A 22725-nucleotide genomic window follows, 5' to 3' on the forward strand; every position below is an offset into this window, starting at 1 on the left:
AATCACCAGTTCCCGGTCTCCAGCTCCCAGCCACCCCAAAAAATCAATACAGTCTGAAAAGCGTCGGGAGCACGCCGGCTTCGTGGAGCCCGGCGAAGAGCTCGAAGAGCCCGATGATCCAGATGAACCAGAGCGCGTCGATCACGCGGCGCGTGAAGCGGCGCGGATTCACGTCGTAGTGTTCCGGCTGCGGCGCGCGCTTCGCGAAAAGGCGCGGGAACACCGCGGGAACGTCGCGTCTGTAGGCGCGGTAGGGCTCGCCGAAGATCGCTTCGAGCCGCCGCTGCTCCGCGAGAACGATCGTCGGATAATACAGCGCGAAAAGCACGCACACGACCGCGGGAACGGCGAGCGTCTCCGTCGCGAGCGACGTTCCCGCCGCGCCGATGAAACTGAAGAAGTAAAGCGGGTTGCGGCAGAGCGCATAGGGACCTTCGCGCACGAGCTCGCCGTTCTTTCTGCCTTCGAGATAGAGCGACGCCCACACGCGCCCGAGCGCGCCGACGCCCGCGAACAGGCACGCGAAGAACATCAGCGCCTCCTCGACTATCGGAGACGTGCCCTCCCACGCCGTTTCGCCGAAGAGCAGAAACGCCGCCAGCGCCGCCCCTCCGATGATTTTGCTGCCCGTCGTGCGGAGCCGTTCGTTCAATGTCCTGTGTCTGACGTCGCCCATATTTTTGAATCGTTACGCGTTTATATTTACAGCGTTCTGATTTGCTCAAATTTTCATTAGTTCATCATTAGTCTTTTGTTAGGATCGTGTTAGGAAATCGCGCGAATCCGCGCTTCCGCGTTGACGGGAACGCCCGAAGAGCGGATTCTCGGACGCCTTCCCGAACTCCCGAAAACGAACACCGCCATGTGGAAATACTACGCGCTGCTTTCCGCGTTCTTCGCCGCGCTCACCGCGATCTTCGCCAAACTCGGCGTCCGCGACGTCGATTCCGACCTCGCGACGGCGATCCGCACCTTCGTGATTCTGCTGATCGCCGTCGGCATCGCCGCGGCGGGCGGGCACCTTTCGGAAATCCGTTCGCTTTCGCGCGGCACGTGGATTTTTCTGATTCTTTCGGCGGCGGCGACGGGCCTCTCGTGGATCTTTTATTTCCGCGCGCTGCAGCTCGGCGACGCCTCGCGCGTCGTTCCCGTGGACAAGCTGAGCCTTGTGTTCACGCTCGTGCTCGCGGCGGTCTTTCTCCGCGAGCCGCTCTCGCTGAAGACGCTCGCGGGAACGGGCCTCATCCTCGCGGGAACGCTCGTCCTCCTCGTCAAATGATACCCTCACGGGAACGAAAAAGGAGTTTGCGCCGGCGGGAACGTTTCAGCAAAATGCGCGGCGTATGAGAAGACGCCTTTTACCCCTGTCCGCGTTTCTCGCGGCCGTCGCGGGAACGCTCCTTCCGACCGCCGCGCACGCCGTCGCCGTCCGCACGGCGAAACTTCCGCAGAACGCGTTCGTGATCGACGTCGCCGAGCCGCGCCAGGTCTTCACCTGCCGCGACGCGCGCAAGATCACGCACGTCTCGCTGCAGAAATACGTTTCCGCGCAGCCTGCCGAAGGTTCCCGCCTCAACGCGCCGCCGCAGTACGTGACGGAGATGACGATCGACTTCGAATCCATGCCCGGGCAGGTCCGCGTCTACGCGATGGAGGAATTCGACCCGCTGCGCTTCGCGGAAAAAATCGCTCAATACGGGAACGCCAAAAAACGCGCGCGGAGCTCCGTCAACGCGCTCACGAAATCCAACGCGACGGACGTCGCGCAGCATCTCGTCGTCAAGACGTATCCGCAGACGACGCACGCGAAGACGATCGAGTTCCGCGTCGCCGAGTCGGCGGAAGTCGAGGAGCTGTTCAAGCTCTTCACGCTTTACTATCGGCGCGACCGCAAGGATTGGCGCTACTTCGGCCCCATCCTCTCGTCGAACGCCACGACGCGCGACGACGAAATCTTTCTCGGGCTGAAGTCCGGCGGCTGCCCGGCGGCGGACTGGGCGGACGAATATGCGGCAAAGCACATTCTGCGCGACGACGAGAAAATCGTCGTCAGCGGGCTCAGCGGTCTGCGCTTCACGCTCGGCGAGCCGACGGTCGCCTCCTCCGAAATCGAAACGCGCGACGTGAACCGAAACTGACGCGCGCGACGCTTTAATTTCACGAAAACCATCCCCGAAAAAAAACAGACAAGAAAGGAAAGACATCATGTTCGAAACGTTCAAAAAAACGCTCTACGCCGGCCTCGGCGCGGCGGCGCTCTCCAAGGAAGCCATCGGCAAGGTGCTCGACGATTGGGTCGCGAAGGGAAAAATCTCCGCGGACGACGCGAAGGAATTTTTCGCGAAGGCGACGAAGGTCGGCGAGGAAAACTGGGAAAAGGCGCGCGGAGACTTCGCCGAAAAGGCGGAGGCGCTCGGCGAAAAATGGCCGTTCGCGACGCGCGAGCAGCTCTGCGCCGTGAACCGTCGGCTGAAGGCGATCGAGGAAAAGCTCGGCATCGCCACGGAATGCGAATGCTGCTCCGAAAAGGACGCCGAAAAGGCCGTTCCCGCGGAAGGCGCGGAAACGCCTGAGGCCTAACGCGTTCCCGCCGCCGCGCGACGTTCCCGCGAAATCCCGCCATGGCTCCGCAAGCCGGCTCAGCTCCGTTCAGGGCGATTTCCTTTCTGCGCAACAGCCTGCGCGCGAAGGAGATCGCCGTCGTCCTGCTGCGCAACGGCTTCGCGGAGCTCGTCGGAAAAATCCGCCCGAACGGCTTTCCGTTTCACAAAATTCTGCCGAAGCGCGACAAGCTTTCGCTGTGGCAGCGCATCCGCGTCACCTGCGAAGAGCTGGGACCGACCTTCGTCAAATTCGCGCAGATCGTAAGCACGCGCGAGGACATTCTGCCCGCGCCGCTGCTGGAGGAATTCAAGCGCCTCCGCGACCATGTCGCGCCGATTCCGTGGGAGGCGGTCGAGCCCGTCGTCGCGGGCGAGCTCAAGGGCGGCATCGAAGCGAACTTCGCGTCGTTCGAAAAGACGCCGTTCGCGTGCGGCTCCATCGGGCAGGTTTACAAAGCGACGCTGAAGAGCGGCGAGACCGTCGCCGTCAAGGTGCGCCGGCCGGGCGCGGGCAAGGCGATGAAGGCGGACTTCGAGATTCTCGAATGGATCATCACGCAGGCCGCCGAAAACGTTCCCGAGCTCGCCGCGTACGATCTTCCCGGAATCCTGGAGGAGATCCGCGACGGCGTGATGCGCGAAATCGACTTCACGTTCGAGGCGAAGAATTCCGGGCATTTCGAAAAGATCAACGACGACCCGCGCATCTTCGCGCCGCGCGTGTTTCCGGCGCTTTCGTCGGCGCGCCTTCTCGTCTCCGAGTGGGTCGAAGGCGTGCCGCCGGGAGACCCGTCCGTTCCCGCGGAGCTCGCGCGCGAGCTTTCCGTCGCGGGCGGGGAATCCGTCTTCCGGCAGATTTTCTCCTTCGGCTTCTTCCATGCCGACCCGCATCCGGGCAACATCCTGATCACGCGCGACGGGCGGCTGTGCTTTCTCGACTGGGGCTGCGCGGGAACGCTCTCGCGCAAGATGCGCTATTTTCTGGCGGACGTCTTCGCCGCCGTCGCCGAGCTCAACGCCGAGAAAGTGCTGCAGATCGTGCTGTGCGCGACGCCGCCGCGGGAACGCGTGGACAAGGCGAAGATCGAGACCGAAATCGCCATCGTGCTGCGCCGCCACGCCAATTTCGAAAAGGACGCGGGCGCCGTCGGCCACGTCATCTTCGACATGCTGCGCGTCTTCGCCCAGCACAAGCTGCCGCTCCCGCGCGACTACGCGCTGCTCGCGAAATCCGTCACCGTCATGGAGGAATCCGGCCGCGCGCTGAATCCGGATTTCGACCTGACCGCCTTCGCCGCGCGCGCGCTCAAGAACCTTTACGCGCAGCGTTGGAACCCGCGCGCCGTCGGACGCGGTCTGCTCTGGAACACGGAGCGCCAGCTCGCCAGCATCAACGAAATGCCGAGCGCGCTGCAGCGCATTCTCTGGAAGATCGAGAACGGCGAAATCCGCCTCAACGTCGATCACGAAGGGCTGAACGAAACGCGCGTCACGCTGGACCGTTCCGCCAACCGCACGGCGCTGGCGATGATCATTTCCTCGCTGCTCGTGGCGAGTTCGCTACTCGTCTGCGCGGCGAGCGCCGGAGACGGTCTCGGCTTCGCGAAGAATCTCGGCGTCGCGGGCTTCGTCGTCGCCGCGATGCTCATGGCGTGGCTTTTCTTCATCATCGTCTGGCGCAGGAAGTGATGACGAAAGTCAGAAAATCGCTTCGGCGTCGCCGGGCGCGATGAAACTTTTCGTCTTCTTTTTTCAGATTGCCGAGAGCGCGGACGCGACCTTAAACTTTCCTCACTATGCACGACATCTCGCAAGGCAAAATCCTCGTCACGGGCGGCTCCGGGCTCATCGGCAGCGCCATCATCGCGCGCCTCAACGCGCTCGGTCACACGAACATCCTCGTCACCGACAAGCTCGGCACCGACCTGCGCTTCAAGAATCTCGTTCCGCTGAAATTCGCCGAATACATGGAGTACGAGGATTTCGACCGCGCGCTCGAAAGCGATCCCGCGCGCTTCGCCGACGTGAAGACCGTGTTTCACCTCGGCGCGTGCTCGGCGACGACGGAAAAGGACTGCACCTACCTCATTCACAACAATTACGAATACACGAAGAAGCTCGCCGCGTTCGCGCTCGGGAACGGCGCGCGCTTCGTGTACGCCTCCTCCGCCGCGACCTACGGGAACGGCGAAAACGGCATGGACGACGAGGCGGACATTCTCCCGCTCAAGCCGCTGAACATGTACGGCTACTCGAAGCACCTCTTCGACCTGCACGCGCTGCGCAACGGCTATCTCGACAAGATCACGGGTGTCAAATACTTCAACGTCTTCGGCCCGAACGAAAACCACAAGGCGAACATGGTCAGCATGGTGTTCCGCGCGTTTCACCAGATCCGCGAAACCGGCTCGGTCAAGCTTTTCAAAAGCTACAAGCCCGAATACGCCGACGGCTGCCAGATGCGCGACTTTCTCGGCGCGAAGGAGGCGGCGGCGATCACCGTGCACCTCGCGCAGAACGAGGCGGCGACGGGGCTCGTGAACGTCGGCGCGGGCAAGGCGCGCACGTGGCTCGAGCTCGTGCGCCCGATCTTCGCGGCGATGGGCGTCCCCGAGAACATCGAGTTCGTCGAAATGCCCGAATCGCTCCGCGCGCAGTATCAGTATTTCACGCAGGCGAAAATCGACAAGCTGACGCGGCTCGGCGGCGCGCAGTATTTCGTCCCGCTCGAAGAATCCGTCACCGACTACGTGAAGAACTACCTCATTCCCGACAAGCACCTCGGCGAGTGATCGCGGGAACGTTCCCGCGGAAATTTTCCCGCGAATCGAAAAAAAATCGGGAAGCGAATTTATCTCGCTTCCCGATTTTCGTCTCCGCCGTAAGGCGGGAACGCGCTCATTTAATCAGAAAGAATTCAGGAAATTGCGGTAGAGGAGGATGCCTTTTTCCTGGCTTTTTTCCGGGTGGAACTGGACGGCGAAAACGTTCCCGCGACGGATTCCGCTGACGAAGCGCAGACCGTATTCCGAAACGCTCCAGACGATTTCCGTCTCGGGAGTTTCCACGTAGTAGCTGTGCACGAAATAAAAGGATTCGCCTTCCGCTCTGAGATTTTCGGCGAGCTTTCCCGAATTGTTTACGTTCAGGGAAATCGTGTTCCAACCCATGTGCGGAATCTTAAGTCCGGAATCCGCAGGAAATTTTTTGACGTTCCCGCGAAAAACGCCGAGTCCTTCAGTATTTCCTTCTTCGGAATGTTCGAACAAAACCTGGAGACCGAGGCAAATTCCCATGAAAGGCTTGTCGTCGGCGATCCACTTTCTGATGAAGTCGTCGAAACCGCTTCTTTTGAGTTCGCGCATGGCGTCCACGATCGCGCCCTGCCCCGGAAAGACGAGCGCCGAAGCGTCGGAGGCCTCTTCAGGAGAACGGACGAGAGAGACTTCCGCGCCCGCCTTTTCGAGAGCGCGAAAGACGCTTCTCAAATTTCCCATTCCGTAATCTATTAAAGCGATCTTTTTCATGGCAATCAGAGAACGCCCTTGGTGCTGGGAATCGTTTCCGAGGCGCGGGGATCGATTTCGCACGCGACGCGCAGCGCCCGTGCCGCGCATTTGAAGATCGACTCGGCGATGTGGTGCGGTTCTTCGCCGTATTCAAGGCGAACGTGAAGATTCGCGCCGACGGTGCTCGCGAACGCGAGGAAAAATTCGCGGACGAGGCAGATGTTGAAATCCCGAATCATCGGATTCTTTGCGGGAACGTCGTAAACGAAATACGGACGACCGCCGAGATCGAGCGCGACGCGGGCGAGCGATTCGTCCATGGGCAAGATGAAGAACCCGTAGCGGCGGATTCCTTTTTTGTCGCCGAGCGCGTCTCGAAAAGCGTTCCCGAGAGCGATGCCGACGTCCTCCACGGTGTGGTGATAATCGACGTCCACGTCTCCGCGCGCCTTGAGTCTGAGATCGAACAGACCGTGGCGCGAAAAGAGCGTCAGCATGTGATCGAAGAAAGGAATTCCGGTGTCGATTTCAGAGTTTCCTTTTCCGTCAATTTTTACGGAAAGAGAAATCCGCGTTTCCGCAGTGTTGCGTTCGATTTCCGCGACTCGTTCTGAATTTTTCATTGTCTTTTCCTTATTCAATAAAACCTATGAAGGGAAGTTCTCGATACTTTCCCGAATAATCAAGTCCATACCCGACCACGAATTTGTCTTCGATCCTGAAACCGTAATAATCGGAAACGACGTCGGCGACGCGTCGGGAAGGCTTGTCGAGCAAAGTGCAGATTTTCACCGAAGCCGCTCCGAAATTTTCGATCTGCTCGCGAATTCGGTTGAGCGTGTTTCCCGTATCGATGATGTCGTCCACGATCAGAATGTTCTTGTCCTGAAAATTTTCAACGGAAAGCGTTCCGAAAATTTCCGGATTTCCGGAAGAGGACATTCCGTTCTTGTAAGAAGAAACGCGGATGCATTCGACGAAGACGGAAATGCCCTTCATCGCGCGCAGCAGATCGACGCCGAAAAATATGCCGCCGTTGGCGAGAATCAGCACGGTGACGGATTTTCCGGCGTAATCGCGGGAAATCTGAGCTCCCAGCTCCTCGATTCTCCTGTCAATTTCCTCTTTAGGAATCAATAATCGGACTTCTTTTTTCATGGTTACTTCGCAATTCCCCAGCGTTCGGAAAAAGGATAAATAATGAAGGAGGCTTTGCCGACGGCGTCTTCCGCGGGAACGCAGCCCCAACCACGGGAGTCGTAGCTGTTGCCGGAATTGTCTCCGAGCGCGTAATAAGAATCCACGGGAACGTGAAAATCGTTTTTCAGCGGCTTCGCGTAAACGCCGGCGCCGCCGCAGGAAGGAAGATAGCCGTAATACTTTTCGGAAACGCGAAATTCGTTGTTCTTGTCGAACGCGTCGGCTCCGGAAATAAGATTTCCGTTTCGGTAAAGTTTTTTATCCCGAACGGAAAGCACGTCTCTCGGCGTTCCCGCGAGGCGTTTGATGTAATAAAGGTCGGCGTTGTTGAGTCCGGGAATATTCTTCGTGCGAAAAACGAAAGGATCTCCGACTTCGGGCTTCATGAAGTGGTAGGCGAATCGGTTGACGACGACCATGTCGCCGCCGAAAATCTTGAAGCTTAGAAAATTTTCTCCTTTTTCCGCCGAAATTCCCGTGCGGACGAAGGTCGCTCCGGAAGCGTCGCGGAAAACTTTTCCCGTTTTTCCGGCGTTTTCGAGAGCCGCCGCCCAGCGTTCCCGCAGAGAAAGATTTTCCATTTTGGAAAACTTAGGAAAAAATCTTTCGAGAAAGACGGAATCCATCGAAAAATCGCGCGGACATTCGATTTCCACGGGAACACCGCCGACGAAGACTTCGAAAACGTCCTTGGAACCGACCCTCGCCTTGCGGTTTACGCGAAAGACGATTTCTCCGGAAGCGGGCGCGATGAATTCGTGGAACGAAGCGCTGCGGAAAACGCGTTCCGCCCACTTTTCGAGAGCGTTTTCGGGTTCCGTGAAGACTTCGGCGGTCATGCCGTTGTAAGTCGGAAACATCGAATTGGTCGGAATTTTGAAAAGCTGAAAGAAAAACCCGCGCACGCCGCCCGCGAGAATCGCCGCGACGACGATGAGCTCCACCCATTCGGGAAGCGTTTTTTGAGGAAAAATAGTTCCGCCGAGCTCGGAAAGCGTCTCTTTCAGGCGCGCGGCGGCGGCTTCCCCGTCCTCCCGCGTTTCAGCGTTTCTGAGGGCTTCCTCGTCGCGGCGCAGACGTTCCCGTTCGGAGTCGTCGAAAAGATCTCCGCGGTAATTTCTCACTTTCGCCGCGGCGGCGAGAAGCGTTTCCGCTTCGGCGACGCCGTGAGGATTTTTTTTCCGCCAAAAAGCCATGCGGAAATTATCTTCGAAGCGCGGAAATTTTTAAACGAAAAAAGCGTTCCCGCGAAAAAAACGCGGGAACGCCGAAGCGAAAAGTCAAAGCGGAATCACTTGCGCTGCGGCATGACGACGCAGAGGAAGGACTCGTCCTTGGTCTTGAAGACGCCGGGGCTGAGGTCGTCCTTGAACTCGAAGACGACTGAATCCTGCGCGAGCGCCTTGAGCGGATCGGTGATGAACTGCGGATTGAAGGCGATGCGGGCTTCCGGACCTTCGTAGCGGACGGCGAGCTTGTCGCTGGCCTCGCCGTATTCCGCGGAGCTCGCGGTGATTTCAATCGTGTTCGCGGAAATGTTGAGGACGACGGAGCTGTTTTTGTCCGTGGTGACCTTGGCGGCCTGAAGCACGGCGCCGAGGAGGTCTTCGCGCTCGATTTCGATGCGGTTTCCGGAGTCTTTCGGAATGACGCCCTTGTACTGCGGGTAGTTGCCTTCGACGATCTTGGAGACGATGCGGATGTCTCCGACGAGTCCGCTGTTTTCGTCGGTCACGCCGATTTCGAAAACGACCTGGCGTTCGCTGAGCGCGAAACGGATCTTGCCCGAGCTTCCCAGCTGTTTCTGAAGTTCGGAAATGGTCTTCGCGGGAAGGATGAACTGCGTCGGATTTTCGACGGAAACGGGCATTTTCTTTTCGCAGGTGGCGAGACGGCGGCCGTCGGTGGCGACGAGCGCGATCTTGTCTTCGTTGAAGCTGAAGAGAACGCCGTTGAGCACGTAGCGGTTTTCGTCCGTGGACTGCGCGTAGGAGACCGACTTGATCATCGTCGCGAGATCGCCCTGCTCGATTTCGAACGCGAATTCGCCGCCGACCTTCGGTTCGTTCGGAAAATCGTTCGCGGGAATGCCGATCGGGTTGAACTTAGAGCTGCCCGCCGTGATCTTGACGCGGTTTTCGCCCTGAAGTTCGACGAGAACGTCTCCGCTCTTGAAGCCGCCGACGATGTCCTTGAGCCACTTCGCCGGAAGCGTGATACTCCCCATGTCGAAGATTTCCGCCTTGATCTTGCAGGAAATGCGGATGTCGAGATTCGTGGTCGTGAGACGGATGCCGTCGTTTTCCGTTTCGATGAGCACGTTGGAGAGAATGGGGAGGCTGAGACGATTGCTGACGACGTTCGTGACCTGACCCAGACCGGCGGCGAAGTGATCGCGGTTGATTTTGAACTTCATGGCTCAAAAGCTTGTTGTCTTCGCGCCGTTTTTGCAAGTTTTCTTCTCCGAAATTTATTCACCGAAAAAATACGTGATTGAATTTTTCTGAATAAATTTCCGTAGAATTATTAAGGTCTGTGAACAGCCCGAACAAGTCGGCGGAAGCGCATTTCATGCGGGACGCGCGCCGGATTGGTCTGCCGATAAGTCTGTCGGGATTCTGTCGAAGGAATGTCGACAACGCTGTTCACCGGATTATCGTCGAGTTATTCTCAACGTTATTGACAGGGAAAAATTTCTTGGCGTTCGCGCGGAAATTGCTTCATGCTCGTCGGCTTATGGAAATTTGGTTCAACCCGGTTCAGTCTCTCGAGAAGATTTTGAAGCAAACGGCGGGAACGCTCGACGGTTTTTCCGACGAGTTTTCGCCTGACGTGCGTGCGGCGGATCCGCGTTTCGGCGACTTTCAGGCGAACGGCATTCTGGCGGAGGCGAAGCGTTCCCGCAGGAATCCGCGCGAGCTCGCGGGAATTTTCGTCGAGGCGCTGAAAAGCTCCGGCGCGCTGGACGCCGATCTGGTTTCGATGAGCATCGCCGGGCCGGGCTTCATCAACTTCAAATTTTCTCCCGAGTTCTTCGCGCGCTGGGCGACGCTCTACCGCGACGCGGAAAAGCTGAAGGAATCCGCGGGAACGCTTTACGCGGGCAAGAAGGTCGTCATCGACTATCCGTCTCCGAACACGGCGAAGCAGATGCACGTCGGGCATCTGCGCATTCTCGTCATCGGCGAGGCGATCGCCCGCCTGCTGCAGTTCTGTGGCGCGGATCTGACGCGCGACAATCACATCGGCGACTGGGGAACGAATTTCGGCATTCTCATTTTCGAAATCAAGCGCACAGGCTACGTTTTTCCGGACGACGACACGCGCGCGCTCGCGGAGCTGGAAGAGCTCTACAAGGCGGGAACGGCGTTCGTCAACGACAAGGAAAAGAATCCGGACGCGTTCGACGCGGCTCGGCTCGAGCTCGTGAAGCTGCAGCGCGGCGATCCCGAAAATCTCGCTCTGTGGAAGCGCATCGTCAAGGTCTCCGACGCGGCGTGCGAAAAGATTTACGCGCTTTTCGGCGTGAAGCCGGACGTGACGCTGGGCGAATCCTTCTATCGCGACAAAGTCGGGCGCGTCTACGAGGAGCTCATCGAATGCGGCATCGCGGAAGAGGACGACGGCGCGCTGATCGTCTGGAACGATTCCGATCCGCGTTACGCGCGGACGAACGAGAACGCGGCGCCGTTCATCGTGCGCAAGAAGGACGGCGGCTCCAACTACGCCTCGACGGACCTGGCGACGCTGCTCTACCGCGTGGAACATTTCAAGGCGGACGAAGTCGTCTACGTCACGGACGACCGCCAGCAGGACCACTTCCGCATGCTTTTTCTGACGGCGAAGCGCTGGTTCGACGCGAAGGGATATCCGTTCCCGTCGTTGCGTCACGTGATGTTCGGAAAGATCCTCGGCGAGAACGGAAAGCCTATCAAGACGAAGGAAGGCGGCTCTATAAAGCTGAAGTCTCTCGTGGACGAGGCGACGGAACGCGCCTTCGCCATCGTGAGCGAAAAGAGCCCGGATCTTCCCGAGGAGGAACGCGGAAAAATCGCGGAGACGATCGGCATCGCCGCCGTGCGCTACGCGGACCTGCTGCAGAACCGCACGATCGACTACATGTTCTCTTGGAAGCGTCTTCTGGCGTTCGAAGGCAACACGGCGCCTTATCTGCTTTACGCGGTGGCGCGCATTCAGTCCATTTTCCGCAAGGCGGGAACGACGCTCGAAAGCGTCGCCGAAAACGCGGAGATTCTCGTGCCGCGGACGGACGGGGAAATCGCCCTGGTCCGCAAGCTGATGGGCTTTTCCACGGCGGTTCAGACCGCCTGCGAAGAGCTGAAGCCGCATTACATCTGCACGTATCTCTTCGAGCTCGCGGGAGCGTTTTCGTCGTTCTACGCCTCGAACAAGGTGATGGACGACGATCCCGCCGTCCGCGCGCTGCGTCTACGCCTCTGCGCGAACACGCACGTGATTCTGAAGACCGGGCTGCATCTGCTCGGCATCGAAACGCTCGAACGTATGTAAGGAGGTGCCGCCATGGAAAATTCTCCCGTCTGGAAGAAAGTCAGGGATTTCTCCGAAATCATTTACGAAAAATGCGAAGAAGGCATCGCGCGCGTGACGATCAACAGGCCGCATCGCCGCAACGCGTTCACGCCGGAGACGGTTTCGGAAATGTACGAGGCGTTCGCGGACGCGCGCGAAGACGTGAAGATCGGCGTCGTGCTGCTGCGCGGCATGAATCCGCAGACGGACGGAAAATTCGCGTTCTGCTCCGGCGGCGACCAGAAGGTCCGCGGCGACAAGACGGGCGGCTACACGTCGAAAAGCGGCGTGCCGCGTCTGAACGTTCTCGATCTTCAGCGGCTCATCCGCACGATGCCGAAAGTGGTCATCGCGCTCGTCGCGGGATACGCGGTCGGCGGCGGGCATGTGCTGCACGTCGTCTGCGATCTGACCATCGCGGCGGACAACGCGATTTTCGGGCAGACGGGGCCGAAGGTCGGCAGCTTCGACGGCGGTTTCGGCAGCTCGTATCTCGCGCGTCTCGTGGGGCAGAAAAAAGCGCGGGAAATCTGGTTTCTCTGCCGGCAATACGACGCGAAGCAGGCGTTGGAGATGGGGCTCGTGAACGCGGTCGTTCCCTACGCGGAGCTCGACGCGGAAGGCGTCCGCTGGGCTCGCGAGGTGCTCGACAAGTCCCCGATCGCGATTCGCTGCCTGAAGTCGGCGTTCAATGCGGAGCTCGACGGTCAGGCGGGAATTCAGGAACTCGCCGGCAATTCCACCCTGCTCTACTATCTGACGGACGAAGGCAACGAAGGCCGCAAGGCGTTCCTCGAAAAAAGAAAACCCGAGTTCGGCGAGTGGCTTCCGTGAGAGGAAGCCTTTTTTTTTCGGGCTAAAAAAAAGCGCCGTTCCCGTGAAGGAACGGCGCTCGGAAAGACTTTAGGCTTATTTCATCAGCAACATGTTACGCGCGCGCTTGATGGCTTTCGTAACATGGCGCTGTTGCTTCGCGGTCAGTCCCGTGATGCGGCGCGGCAGGATTTTGCCGGTTTCCGTCACATAGCGGGAAAGGACTTCCACATCGGTGAAGTCAAAGTCTAACGGTGTTTTGGAATGTTGCTGTGATTCTGCCATAAATGAAACTCCATTAACTCAATTTTCGGGAAAGGACGCAAGTTTTAATTTCGCGAACGTTTGCGTTTTTCGGACGAATGTGGTCTGATTGGAAATTCAAGCGAATCATGACCGACAAATCCACAATCGCCGCTTTCGCGACTCCGCTCACGGAGTCGGCGATCTGCGTCCTTCGGGTCAGCGGACCGCTTTCCGCGGACGTCGTCCGCGGGGCCTTCCGCGCCGATGGCGTTCCCGAGCCGCGCCGCTGCAGGCACGGTTTTTACAGGGTTCTTTCCGGAGAAACCGCGGACGACTGCCTTTACGTCTTCTTCGAGGGCGCTTCGTCCTATACGGGCGAGGATTCGCTGGAAATTTACTGTCACGGCAATCCGTTCATCGCCAAAAAGATTTTTTCGGATCTCGTCGCGCGCGGCTGCAGGGAGGCGCTTCCGGGAGAATTCACGCGCAGAGCCTTTCTGAACGGAAAAATGGATCTGACCCAGGCGGAAGCCGTCGCCGACGTCATCGCCGCCCGCTCCGAAGCCGCGCTGAAGGCGGCGCGGAAACTGCTCGCGGGAACGTTCGGAAAACTGATTTCGGAATGGAGCGCGGGAATCATGAATCTGATCGCCGAGCTCGAATCGCAGATCGATTTTTCCGACGAGGAGGTGCCTGAACTGAATCTGGAACATTTTAGGAAAAGACTCTCCGAAATTGTCTGCCGTCTGAAGAACGCTGAAAATTCGGCGCGGTATTCCGCCGCCGTCCACGACGGAATCGGAGCCGTGATATTCGGTTCACCGAACGCGGGAAAATCGTCGCTGATGAACGCCCTGCTCGGCGAGGAGCGGGCTCTGGTCAGCGCGGAGGCGGGAACGACTCGGGACTTCATTTCGGAGAATTTTTCGGCAGGCGGATATCGTATCCGGATTTCGGATACGGCGGGGCTTCGCGGGAACGCGGAATCCGAAATCGAAAAGGCGGGAATCCGGCGCTCGATGGAATGCATGAGCAAGGCGGACATTCTGATCTTCGTCGTGGATTCTTCCGAAAGATTTCCGGAAATCTCCGAAGAGACGAAGGCGCTGATGAACCCCGAAAACACGCTCGTCGTCTTCAACAAGACCGATCTTCCGCCGGCTTTCGACAGGGAAGCCGCCCTGCCCGGCTTCGAGCGCGTCTCGGTCTCTCTTCTGGACGCGTCGGCCCGCGAGACCGTGACCGCGGCGCTCGTGAAGCTGATGAAGGAAAAGGAGATCGTTCCCCGAGGCGACGTTCTGGTGGTGAGCGCGCGGCACGCGGAATTTCTGCGCCGCGCCGGAGAACGGCTCCGGGAAGCTGGGGATAAGCTCGGTTCGGTGCCGCCTGAATTCATCGTCAACGACCTCAGAAGCGCGGCCGAAGAGCTCTCCGAAATCTTGGGCCGTTTCGACAACGAAAAGGTTCTGGACAAGATATTTTCTTCGTTCTGCATAGGAAAATGAGCATCAGAAAAGAAATCCGCATCGATGAATCCCGCCCCTACGACGTGCTCGTCGTCGGCGCCGGGCACGCCGGAGTCGAAGCCGCTCTCGCCGCCGCGCGGATGGGAACGGACGTCCTGCTGCTGACTGGGAATCTGGACACCATCGCCAAAATGAGCTGCAATCCCGCGATCGGCGGCCAGGCGAAGGGACAGATCGTGAGAGAAATCGACGCTCTGGGCGGAGAAATGGGCGTCTGCGCGGACGCCACGGCGATTCAGTTCCGGATGCTCAACGCCTCCAAGGGCCCCGCCGTCCAGTCGCCGCGGGCGCAGTGCGACAAGCTCGTCTACGCCGCGCGCATGAAGCAGACCTGCGAGCTGCAGAAGAATCTGACGCTTTTTCAGGCGATAGCTTCCAGAATCATCTTCAGAAACGGAAAGGCCGTGGGCGTGAGGACGACGCTCGGCGTCTCGTTCTACGCGAAGACCGTCGTCGTCACCACGGGAACGTTTCTGAAGGGAAAAATGTTCGTCGGCAGAAACGTCAATTTCGGCGGTCGCCTCGGCGACTTCAATTCCGAGACGCTTTCGGACAGTTTCCGGGAAATCGGCATGCAGGTGGAGCGCCTGAAGACGGGAACGCCGGCGCGCATACTCGGGGCGTCCATAGATTTTTCCAAATGCGAAGAGCAGCCGGGCGACGAAAAGCCGACGTTTTTCGGATTTTACGACACGAGGACGGAGGAAGACGTGTTCCACGTGGAACATTCGGGCGAAAAAAGGCTCGGGTGGGTTCCGGGAACGAACCGCCGCTCCTGCTGGCTCACGGACACGGGGCTTTCCACGCGCGAAATCGTCAGCGGAAACATTTCCGAGTCGCCGCTTTACTCCGGTCTCATCAGCGGAACGGGAGCCCGCTATTGTCCGAGCATCGAGGACAAATACGTGAAGTTCCCGGACAAGGAGACACATCGGCTCTTTCTGGAGCCGGAGGGCCGCTTCTCCGACGAGTGGTATGTCAACGGCTTTTCCACTTCCTTGCCCTTCTCCGTTCAGCTGGACATGATCCGCAGCGTTCCCGCGCTCGCTTCGGCGGTCATGCTGCGGCCGGCATACGCCATCGAATACGACTACGTGGTCCCGACTCAGCTTTATCCCAGCCTGGAGACCCGATTCGCGGAAAATCTCTTTCTCGGAGGACAGATCAACGGCACTTCCGGCTACGAGGAGGCCGCCGTTCAGGGCCTGCTCGCGGGAGCGAACGCTGCGGCGCGCGTTCTCGGCATGAAGCCTCTGACGATCGGCCGCGAGCGCGGCTACGCGGGCGTTCTCGTCGACGACCTCGTGACCAAGGGCACGCAGGAACCCTACCGCATGTTCACCAGTCGGGCGGAATATCGGCTGCTGTTCAATCACGGGAGCGCGGAACTGCGCCTCGTCGATCTCGCCGGCGACTACGGTCTGCTTTCCGACTCCCGCAAAAGAAACGTGCTCCGAAAGCGCGACGCCGTGCTTTTCTGGACGGAACGCCTGGAAAAGATTTCCGTGAAAGGCGGATTCGCCGGGGATGTCATGAGAAAGGACATCGCTTCGCTTCCGGAAGGCCTTCCCGCGGAATTCTCGGCTCTTCCGGAGGAAGTCCGGGAAGAGGTGCTCTACCGAGTCCGCTACGCCGGCTATCTTTCCCGGGAAATGAAGTCCGTCGAGCGCATGAAGGATTTGGAGAAGGTGCGCATTCCGGAAGATCTGGACTACGACGCCATCGTCGGTCTGCGCACGGAATCCCGGCAGAAGCTTTCGGCTTTGCGCCCCGCCGATCTGGCTCAGGCGGAAAGAATCAGCGGCGTGGGTCCGGCGGACATCTCCCTGATCATGGTCCATCTGCGCGCCCGGAAAAAGTGAACCGCCCTGTTCCACGTGGAACATTTCCGTTTTCCCCCTGCTCTTTTCGGTTGTGATTGAGGAACGCGCCTTCATACTCTGAAGGCATGGAATGGAGCATCAGATCCCTGTCTAAGCGGTGCGGCGTTTCCGGCGAGGCTTTTTCGGACGGAGACTCCGTCATGTGCTTCGTGTTCAAGACGGAATCCGGCGAAATCGAGCGCACGGACGTGCTCGAACGCAACGTTCCCGCGCTCAAGGCGCCCGGGACGCTGGTTGGATTCTGGCGGCGCGTGTTCTCTTCCGATCCCGCCGCGTCCGCGGATATGAAGCAGAAACTGGTCTCTCAGGAGGATTTCTTCTTTTCGCTCTTCGACGTGCCGCCGAGCGAAGACGGCGAGATTCTCAAGCAGTTCGTCGCTCTTTATCTCGAACGGAAAAGAATTCTCCGCGCCGCGGGCGCGCCTGAGAACGGATTTCAGAATTTCGTTCACGTGAAGAGCAAAAAAACTTTCAGCGTTCCCGTCCGGGACGCGGATCCCGAAACCCTGGCGCGGCTTGCCTCCGTCATCGACGCCTTTATAATCTGAATCATGAATAAAATGCTTAAGAAGATCATTTTCTTTTTTTCCGCCGGAATTCTGGCTTTGCTCGCGGCCTGCTCGAAACCCATGCCGCGCCACGCCATCGACGTCTTTCTGGAGGCGCCCACGCGTTCGTCCAGTTTCGGGCTTCATCAGGACATCGTCATGCCGGTTTCGGGCGTGAAGGCGCGGATCACCACGCCGCCCGTCGCCGACATCGATTCCTTCACCAACGCGGAATTTCTGATTCAGGAGGACATGGGCGAGGCGATTCCGGGGATTCGTCTTCAGGTCAAGGCCGAGAAATGGCTGCAGATCTACCAGGCGTCCGGAGAAGCCATCGCGGAAGGCCGCGGGCTCAAGCGCTTTTTCCTCGTCGTGGACGGCAATCCCGTCGGCTATTGTCTCATCCGGCGTCAGATCCGCAGGGACGATCTCTTTTTCGTCATCGAATCCAGAAAAGACGGCCGCGAGCTCGCAGAAGAGCTCCGCGAAGTCTGCTTCGTGCTGAACGAGTACATTCTGGAGCGGCGTGAATACATGAAGGACGTGAAGCACTGACGATGCGTTTCGCGGCGTTTCTGCTCATTCTTTCGGGTTCTTTTCCGCTTTTTTCCGCGGAGGAGATAGCGAGTCCGACTTCTTTGGACATCGGGGATTTTCTGAAACGGGGCGATTTTTCTTTTCTCCAGCCGGCGGCTTCGGGAAGGACGGAATCCGCTTCGTTCGGCATGGTGAGAAACGGCGGAACCCGGTTTCATGAAGGCGTGGACGTGAAGTCCGTCCGGAAAATGGACGGCGGAGTGCCCATGGACGTCGTCCGCGCCGTCTGCGCGGGAACGGTCGCGCACGTTTCGCCTCTGAACAACGGCTCCTACGGCAGGTACGTCGTGCTGATCCACGAAAACGGAGGCGTTCAGCTTTACACGCTTTACGCGCATCTGCTCGCCGTTTCTCCTTCGCTGAAGGAAGGCGACCGCGTTCCCGCGGGGGCGGTTCTGGGCATGCTTGGGCGGACCTCCACGACGGTCCGGATAGAAAAGAACGCCGCGCATCTCCATTTCGAAGTGGGAATGATGCTCGGCGAAAAAGGTTTCGAAAACTGGTATCGGCGCAGATACGGGCCGGGAAATCTTCACGGAGTCTGCAACGGGTTCAATCTCGCGGGCGCGGATCCGCTGGATTTCTTCGCGTTTCATTTCGACGGCAAGGAGCTCCGTTTCCGCGAGTGGATCGCTTCGCAGAAAAAGGCGTTTTCCGTCCGTCTCCCGATGCCGGAGGAGACGCCGAGCCTCGCGGCGAGAAGCCCGGCTCTCAAGAGATTCGGGAAGAACGGAGTGAAATCCTGCGTCGTCGATTTCACCTGGTTCGGAATGCCTTTGGCGTTTCGGAATTCGGACGTCGTCGGGAACGCGGACGTCGAAGTCTTCGACGTGGACGCCGCTTCCGTCGGGCTCGCCGAAAAGCGCGGGATTCTCTCCGCCGTCGAAGGCGGACACGTTCCGGGAAGCACGCTGAAGAACTACTTGGAAATCATTTTCGACAGGAGGTTCCCGTGAACGAAATTTTTTATGCGCTGCTCGGAGCGTGCGTCGTCGGCGCCGCGCTGTTGGCGGTGAATCTGAAGGTGAAGCTTCCGAAAAAGCTGTTCGCCTTCATGGCCGTTCTGATTCTGGTGCTCATGTTCGCGCTCGTCATGGAAGATCGGGAAGGAGTCCCCGAGACGCGAAAAATTTCCGTTCCCGCCGAAGGCGTTTCGGATAAGGCGTCGGAAATTTTTTCGGGGACGTTCAGGGCAGGGCAGGGGAATAATGATTTTCCCGTCGGCGCTGCGCTCTCGCGGTCCGGTCTCCGGGGCGCGGAATATGTCTTCGAATTCGACGCGGGAACGTCTCCCGAAAGCGCCGCCGATCTCGACTGCGAGCTTCTCGACGCGGACGGTCGCGTTCTCAAATGTTCGGGTCTCGTCTTCTCCCGCAGCGTTCTGAAATGTGTTTTCGTCTTTCCCGAAGGCTTCGATTCGCGCAAGGCGACGACGCTGCGTCTGGTCTGCGGAAACGGGAGCGCGCCGACGCTGAGACGGATCACGGAACGGGAAATCTGAATTTTTTGGTCATGGGCAACGAAAAGAAGATCAGGGCGGACGAGCTGCTTTTTCGGCAGGGCAAGGCGGAATCGCGTTCCCGCGCGAAGATTCTCATCATGGCGGGCAAGGTGCGCAGCGGTCCCGACAGCGTCGTTCAGAAGCCTTCGCAGATGTTGCCCGAAAGCACGGATCTGCAGGTGGAGAATCCGCCGCGCTTCGTTTCCCGCGGCGGTGAAAAATTAGCGGGCGCGCTGGAAAAATTTTCGCTGGACGTCCGCGGCGCGCGCGCGTTGGACGTGGGCGCTTCGACGGGCGGCTTCACGGACTGCCTGCTTCAGAACGGCGCGGAGACGGTGACCTGCGTCGACGTCGGGCACGGGCAGCTGCATTACAAGCTCCTGCAGGACCCGCGCGTGAAGAATTTCGAAAAGGTGAACGCGCGCGATCTGGACGCGTACGAGCTTCCGTTCCCGCGGTACGATTTCGTGGTCGGAGATCTGTCCTTCATTTCCCTCAAGAAGATTCTGCCGGCAGCGTGGAATCGGGTGCGGCCGGGCGGGGCGCTGATCATGCTGATCAAACCGCAGTTCGAGGCCGACCGAGAAGAAGTCTCCAAGGGCAGGGGAATCATCCGCGACGAGGTCGTCCACCGCCGCGTCGTCGAGGACGTCCTGAAATTCTGTAATGAAAATCTGGATGCGTTCAGGCTCGAAGGACTCTGCGATTCTCCCATTCTGGGCGGCGACGGGAACAAGGAATTTCTTTTTTACGCGCGGCGTGGCGAAGACGCGTGAGGCGCGCGGCTATTCTATGCCGTATCTGAAGCTGACGATTCTGAAGCGGCGCCCGAAATTGCGGTTCACCGCGCCGCATTCGTCGTAAGGCGTGTTCGGGCGCTGCGACGCGTCGAAGAGATCCGGGAAGCGCTGGACGAGCATCGCCGCCGTCGCGCGCGCTTCCGGTCTTCCCGTGAGCGGATTGAGAATTTCCGCCTGCGCGTAGATCTTGAAGGTGTCGCCGCGCGGCGAGAGCCGCTGCCCGATGTTCTGCAGCACGTGTTCCTGGCGCAGAAATCCCGGGAACCACGCGGGAATCTTCCTTCCGCCCAACGTGTTGATTTCCGCGCGTTCGATGCCGCGATGAAGAATGCCGGAATCCGCGAATTCCGCCACGGACGCGAAATGTTTTCCCGCGGCGAGGCGTTCGCGGTTTTCGTCGGCGACGCTTTTCGCCAGTCGGGCGATCTTTTCCGCGGGAACGCTGCGGAGACCCTGAGAGAGCAGAAAATGGTCGCGGGAACGCCAATGCGCCGCCTCCAGCTCCTTGTCGCTCAACGGGAAGATTTTCCCGTCCGGAGAAAAGAACTGCGCCGAAAACGGGCGGATGAAAAACGCGTTGTCGAAATCCTTTTTCGCGCGCGGCGCGTCCCAGGGCATGTTCAGTTCTCCCGCTCTTCCCGAATACTGCTCCCATTTTTCGAACGCGTTGGAGAGCAGGGCGTTCCAGGCCTTTTCGTTCGTCGAGTTCATGTTGAACGGGCCGTCCGTCATGCATTCTTCCGCGAAATCGACGGGGCGGGGCGACGAAAACGAAAGCCCGCACAGGCTCCGGTCCTTCTTCACGAAAAGCGGATTGTCGCTTGTAATCGTATTTTCAATACGTTTTTTCGAGGAGAAGAAATACCTGTCGAAGATCTGATTGACCTTCAGTTCGGCGACCTTCCCGTCGAAGCGTCCGAGCGCGAGCGGAGGAATTCCGGTCTGATGCGGGAAACGGATCGCGTTCGCGGACAGCGCGCCGCCGTCGGGCAGATCGTAGAGCTGAATCGACGAAAACGCGGGAACGCGCTCTTCCGTCCTGTGCTCGTTGACGTATTTATCGAAAAAATACGTTTCGTTCTCGTCGTCCTCCGCGTCGGCGAGTCTCTTCGCGGCTTCGCCGATGTGGGCGGAGACTTCGAACGCGTCCGCCACGACGGGGTCTGCGAAGTCGAAGACGGCGTCGCGCAGGTCCACGTTTTCCAGAAGATTCTTCAGCGCGTTCTCGTCTTCCGTCCGCAGACGGATACGGTAGACCAGATTCGCCTGCGCGACGTCGTGGTCGCCCGCCTTCTGGCGGTTGTATTCCTTGCCCGTCAGCGTGAACTGGACGTAAGGGAAATTCACGTTCACGAATCTCAGAATCGGCGGCGCGTAGTCCTGCGGCGTCGAGGTCTGCCGGAAACTTCCGTTGTAGTGGCGGAGGACGATTTCTCCGGGAAAAAGCGGCGGAATCGAAAAGAATTCTATCACGTGTTCGTCGTGGAACCATCTTCCGCCGACGGCGCCCGAGGGCGGTTTGTTCGGGTTGGAGCCTTTCTGAAACTTCCAGGTCGCGCCGCCCGTGATCCGGGAAAGGCCTTCCGGCTGGCCTTTCGGGTCGGGGAAGCGCGCCGTGTAGATTTCGCCCGCGTGCAGTCCGACTTCCGGCGATTTCCTGTCCGTCCCGAATCCCTGGTCGGACGCGTCGAAAATTCTGCAGTAGGCGTTGAATGTCTTGTCGGACGGCGTCTGGCGGACGAGCCCGAAGCGGCCCGTCGGGAAATTCGAAAGCTCCGCCGAAAATTCCGCGCCGGTGTTCCTGTTGGTCACCGAAAACGTCGGCAGCACGGAGAAGTCGAGCAGCCCGAGCTGGCCGTCGGCGTGCGCGAGCAGCGGGAACGCGTAGGGGTTCCACAGCTTCGCGGTGACGTGGAAGCGCGCGCGGTGCTGACCGTCGGTGCGCGGATTGAAGAAGCCGACGTGCAGCCGGAGATCCGCGACGACGGGGCAGAAATGCTCGCAGAGACCGAGCTTTCCCGCCGCGGGTTTCCGCTCCGACGTCGCCACGGGAACGCCTCGATGCGGTTCCGTTTCGCGGGACGCGAGCGTTTCCGCCGTGAAAAGCGTTTTCGCGTCCGCCGTTTCCGAGAGATCTTTTTTGAGCGCGTTCCGCGGCCAGTCGGCGATGACGCCGAGCGTCCGCAGAGCCGTCGTCTCGCGGTCCGTTCCCTTGCCGGAATTTTCGGCGAAGAAGAACGCGGGGTCGTATCGCGCGTTCCGCAGCGCCGAGGCGTTGCGCGGGAACGCCTTGAGCGCCGCCGCGGGAGCGCCGAACACTTGCCCGCGCCGCTGTTCCGTGCGCGCGTCCGCGGCGGTTTCCGCGGCTTCCGGACGGTCGTCGCGCAGCGGAAACTTCTCCGATTCGTCGACGATGAAATAGGCGATGCGGAGATCGTCGCCGACGTATTTCCAGGGAACGGACGTTCTTTTTCCGGGCGACTTGGGATTCGGGAACGAGGCCGCGCCGCCGTTCTGCGTCGAGGCGCGCGAAACGAGCGGGACGGGTGCGGAGGGCTTCCGCGCGGGCGACGGATTTTCTTTCGAAGCCGCGCCGCCGCGCGCGGTGCTCCAGGGATTTTCGGGACTTCCCGGGTCGGGCGCCGTGGACGCGGAATCCGTTCCCGCGCGCTGCTGCAGTTCCGCCAGGGCGATTCTCGCGGCGTTCGTCACGGCCCGGTTCGCGGCGGCGCGTTTCAGGGCGGCGTCGGTCAGCGTCTTTTCCCTTTCCGAAAACGTGAAGAGCGCGGCGGAAACGGCCGCCATGAGCATCAGCATCAGCACGACGGCGAACAGCGCGAAGCCGGTTTTGTCCGGGGTTTTCGAAGAAATCGGGGGCACGGGAACGCGGGGATTAGGGGAAGAAGGGTCGGTTTTTGCGCACAAAATTCTTGAAATCCTTCCTCGGA

General features: G+C 59.4%; 22 protein-coding genes. 14 read left to right on the forward strand and 8 right to left on the reverse strand.

Going from position 1 to position 22725, the window contains the following annotated elements:
• Window positions 1-43: 43 nt before the first annotated feature.
• Window positions 44-652 carry a methyltransferase family protein gene (locus ACQREB_RS06200; protein ID WP_427766620.1) on the reverse strand — a complete coding sequence of 203 codons (609 nt, stop codon included), beginning with the start codon at window positions 650-652 and terminating at the stop codon, window positions 44-46.
• Between the two features lie 210 nt (window positions 653-862).
• On the opposite strand from ACQREB_RS06200, the gene ACQREB_RS06205 reads away from it, so the two are divergent.
• The 5 genes from ACQREB_RS06205 to rfaD all read left to right on the forward strand — a co-directional run bounded on the left by ACQREB_RS06205 (window position 863) and on the right by rfaD (window position 5395).
• Complete coding sequence (locus tag ACQREB_RS06205) at window positions 863-1279, forward strand: EamA family transporter (RefSeq protein ID WP_427766623.1); 417 nt, start codon at window positions 863-865, stop codon at window positions 1277-1279.
• Window positions 1280-1343: 64 nt separating this feature from the next.
• Complete coding sequence (locus ACQREB_RS06210; protein ID WP_427766626.1) at window positions 1344-2138, forward strand: hypothetical protein; 795 nt, start codon at window positions 1344-1346, stop codon at window positions 2136-2138.
• A gap of 67 nt (window positions 2139-2205) precedes the next feature.
• On the forward strand, window positions 2206-2580 hold the full coding sequence (locus ACQREB_RS06215; RefSeq protein WP_427766628.1) for a phasin family protein: 375 nt from the start codon (window positions 2206-2208) through the stop codon (window positions 2578-2580).
• 41 nt (window positions 2581-2621) lie between these two features.
• Complete coding sequence (locus tag ACQREB_RS06220; RefSeq protein ID WP_427766631.1) at window positions 2622-4292, forward strand: ABC1 kinase family protein; 1671 nt, start codon at window positions 2622-2624, stop codon at window positions 4290-4292.
• 107 nt (window positions 4293-4399) lie between these two features.
• A complete protein-coding gene (rfaD, locus tag ACQREB_RS06225; RefSeq protein WP_427766633.1) occupies window positions 4400-5395 on the forward strand; it encodes an ADP-glyceromanno-heptose 6-epimerase in 996 nt (331 codons plus the stop codon).
• A 114-nt stretch (window positions 5396-5509) separates the two neighbouring features.
• On the opposite strand, the gene hisH is transcribed toward rfaD, so the two are convergent.
• From hisH to dnaN, 5 genes are all read right to left on the reverse strand, one after another.
• On the reverse strand, window positions 5510-6130 hold the full coding sequence (hisH, locus tag ACQREB_RS06230; RefSeq protein WP_427766635.1) for an imidazole glycerol phosphate synthase subunit HisH: 621 nt from the start codon (window positions 6128-6130) through the stop codon (window positions 5510-5512).
• A 5-nt stretch (window positions 6131-6135) separates the two neighbouring features.
• Window positions 6136-6735 (reverse strand): imidazoleglycerol-phosphate dehydratase HisB, encoded by a 600-nt coding sequence (gene hisB / locus ACQREB_RS06235; RefSeq protein WP_427766638.1) that lies wholly within the window; start codon window positions 6733-6735, stop codon window positions 6136-6138.
• Window positions 6736-6745: 10 nt separating this feature from the next.
• A complete protein-coding gene (hpt, locus tag ACQREB_RS06240) occupies window positions 6746-7270 on the reverse strand; it encodes a hypoxanthine phosphoribosyltransferase (protein ID WP_427766640.1) in 525 nt (174 codons plus the stop codon).
• Between the two features lie 2 nt (window positions 7271-7272).
• Window positions 7273-8508, reverse strand: coding sequence for a signal peptidase I (gene lepB / locus ACQREB_RS06245; protein ID WP_427766643.1), 1236 nt, complete (start codon window positions 8506-8508; stop codon window positions 7273-7275).
• 95 nt (window positions 8509-8603) lie between these two features.
• Window positions 8604-9728, reverse strand: coding sequence for a DNA polymerase III subunit beta (dnaN, locus tag ACQREB_RS06250; RefSeq protein WP_427766646.1), 1125 nt, complete (start codon window positions 9726-9728; stop codon window positions 8604-8606).
• A gap of 320 nt (window positions 9729-10048) precedes the next feature.
• Here dnaN and argS point away from each other — a divergent pair, with 320 nt between their 5' ends.
• Together argS and menB are read left to right on the forward strand one after the other, a co-directional pair.
• Window positions 10049-11842 carry an arginine--tRNA ligase gene (gene argS, locus ACQREB_RS06255; protein ID WP_427766648.1) on the forward strand — a complete coding sequence of 598 codons (1794 nt, stop codon included), beginning with the start codon at window positions 10049-10051 and terminating at the stop codon, window positions 11840-11842.
• A gap of 12 nt (window positions 11843-11854) precedes the next feature.
• On the forward strand, window positions 11855-12697 hold the full coding sequence (gene menB / locus ACQREB_RS06260; RefSeq protein ID WP_427766650.1) for a 1,4-dihydroxy-2-naphthoyl-CoA synthase: 843 nt from the start codon (window positions 11855-11857) through the stop codon (window positions 12695-12697).
• 75 nt (window positions 12698-12772) lie between these two features.
• On the opposite strand, the gene rpsR is transcribed toward menB, so the two are convergent.
• Entirely contained in the window at window positions 12773-12961 is a 189-nt protein-coding gene (rpsR, locus tag ACQREB_RS06265) for a 30S ribosomal protein S18 (protein WP_427766652.1), read from the reverse strand.
• 107 nt (window positions 12962-13068) lie between these two features.
• On the opposite strand from rpsR, the gene mnmE reads away from it, so the two are divergent.
• The 7 genes from mnmE to ACQREB_RS06300 all read left to right on the forward strand — a co-directional run bounded on the left by mnmE (window position 13069) and on the right by ACQREB_RS06300 (window position 19753).
• Window positions 13069-14427 carry a tRNA uridine-5-carboxymethylaminomethyl(34) synthesis GTPase MnmE gene (gene mnmE, locus ACQREB_RS06270; protein ID WP_427766654.1) on the forward strand — a complete coding sequence of 453 codons (1359 nt, stop codon included), beginning with the start codon at window positions 13069-13071 and terminating at the stop codon, window positions 14425-14427.
• Window positions 14424-16310, forward strand: coding sequence for a tRNA uridine-5-carboxymethylaminomethyl(34) synthesis enzyme MnmG (gene mnmG, locus ACQREB_RS06275; protein WP_427766656.1), 1887 nt, complete (start codon window positions 14424-14426; stop codon window positions 16308-16310). Before mnmE ends, mnmG begins: the two co-directional genes overlap by 4 nt.
• 86 nt (window positions 16311-16396) lie before the next feature.
• Window positions 16397-16879 carry a hypothetical protein gene (locus ACQREB_RS06280; RefSeq protein ID WP_427766659.1) on the forward strand — a complete coding sequence of 161 codons (483 nt, stop codon included), beginning with the start codon at window positions 16397-16399 and terminating at the stop codon, window positions 16877-16879.
• Window positions 16880-16882: 3 nt separating this feature from the next.
• Window positions 16883-17434 (forward strand): hypothetical protein, encoded by a 552-nt coding sequence (locus tag ACQREB_RS06285; protein WP_427766661.1) that lies wholly within the window; start codon window positions 16883-16885, stop codon window positions 17432-17434.
• 170 nt (window positions 17435-17604) lie between these two features.
• Window positions 17605-18432: a M23 family metallopeptidase gene (locus ACQREB_RS06290; RefSeq protein WP_427766663.1), complete on the forward strand. Its 828-nt coding sequence runs from the start codon at window positions 17605-17607 to the stop codon at window positions 18430-18432.
• Complete coding sequence (locus tag ACQREB_RS06295) at window positions 18429-18977, forward strand: hypothetical protein (RefSeq protein ID WP_427766665.1); 549 nt, start codon at window positions 18429-18431, stop codon at window positions 18975-18977. Before ACQREB_RS06290 ends, ACQREB_RS06295 begins: the two co-directional genes overlap by 4 nt.
• A gap of 11 nt (window positions 18978-18988) precedes the next feature.
• Entirely contained in the window at window positions 18989-19753 is a 765-nt protein-coding gene (locus ACQREB_RS06300) for a TlyA family RNA methyltransferase (RefSeq protein WP_427766668.1), read from the forward strand.
• A 9-nt stretch (window positions 19754-19762) separates the two neighbouring features.
• Here the strand turns inward: ACQREB_RS06300 and ACQREB_RS06305 are convergent, their stop codons facing one another.
• Entirely contained in the window at window positions 19763-22657 is a 2895-nt protein-coding gene (locus tag ACQREB_RS06305; RefSeq protein ID WP_427766670.1) for a hypothetical protein, read from the reverse strand.
• Window positions 22658-22725 lie beyond the last annotated feature (68 nt).

Origin of the sequence: Candidatus Spyradosoma sp. SGI.093, assembly GCF_050314555.1 — a bacterium.
Lineage (GTDB): Bacteria > Verrucomicrobiota > Verrucomicrobiia > Opitutales > UBA953 > Spyradosoma.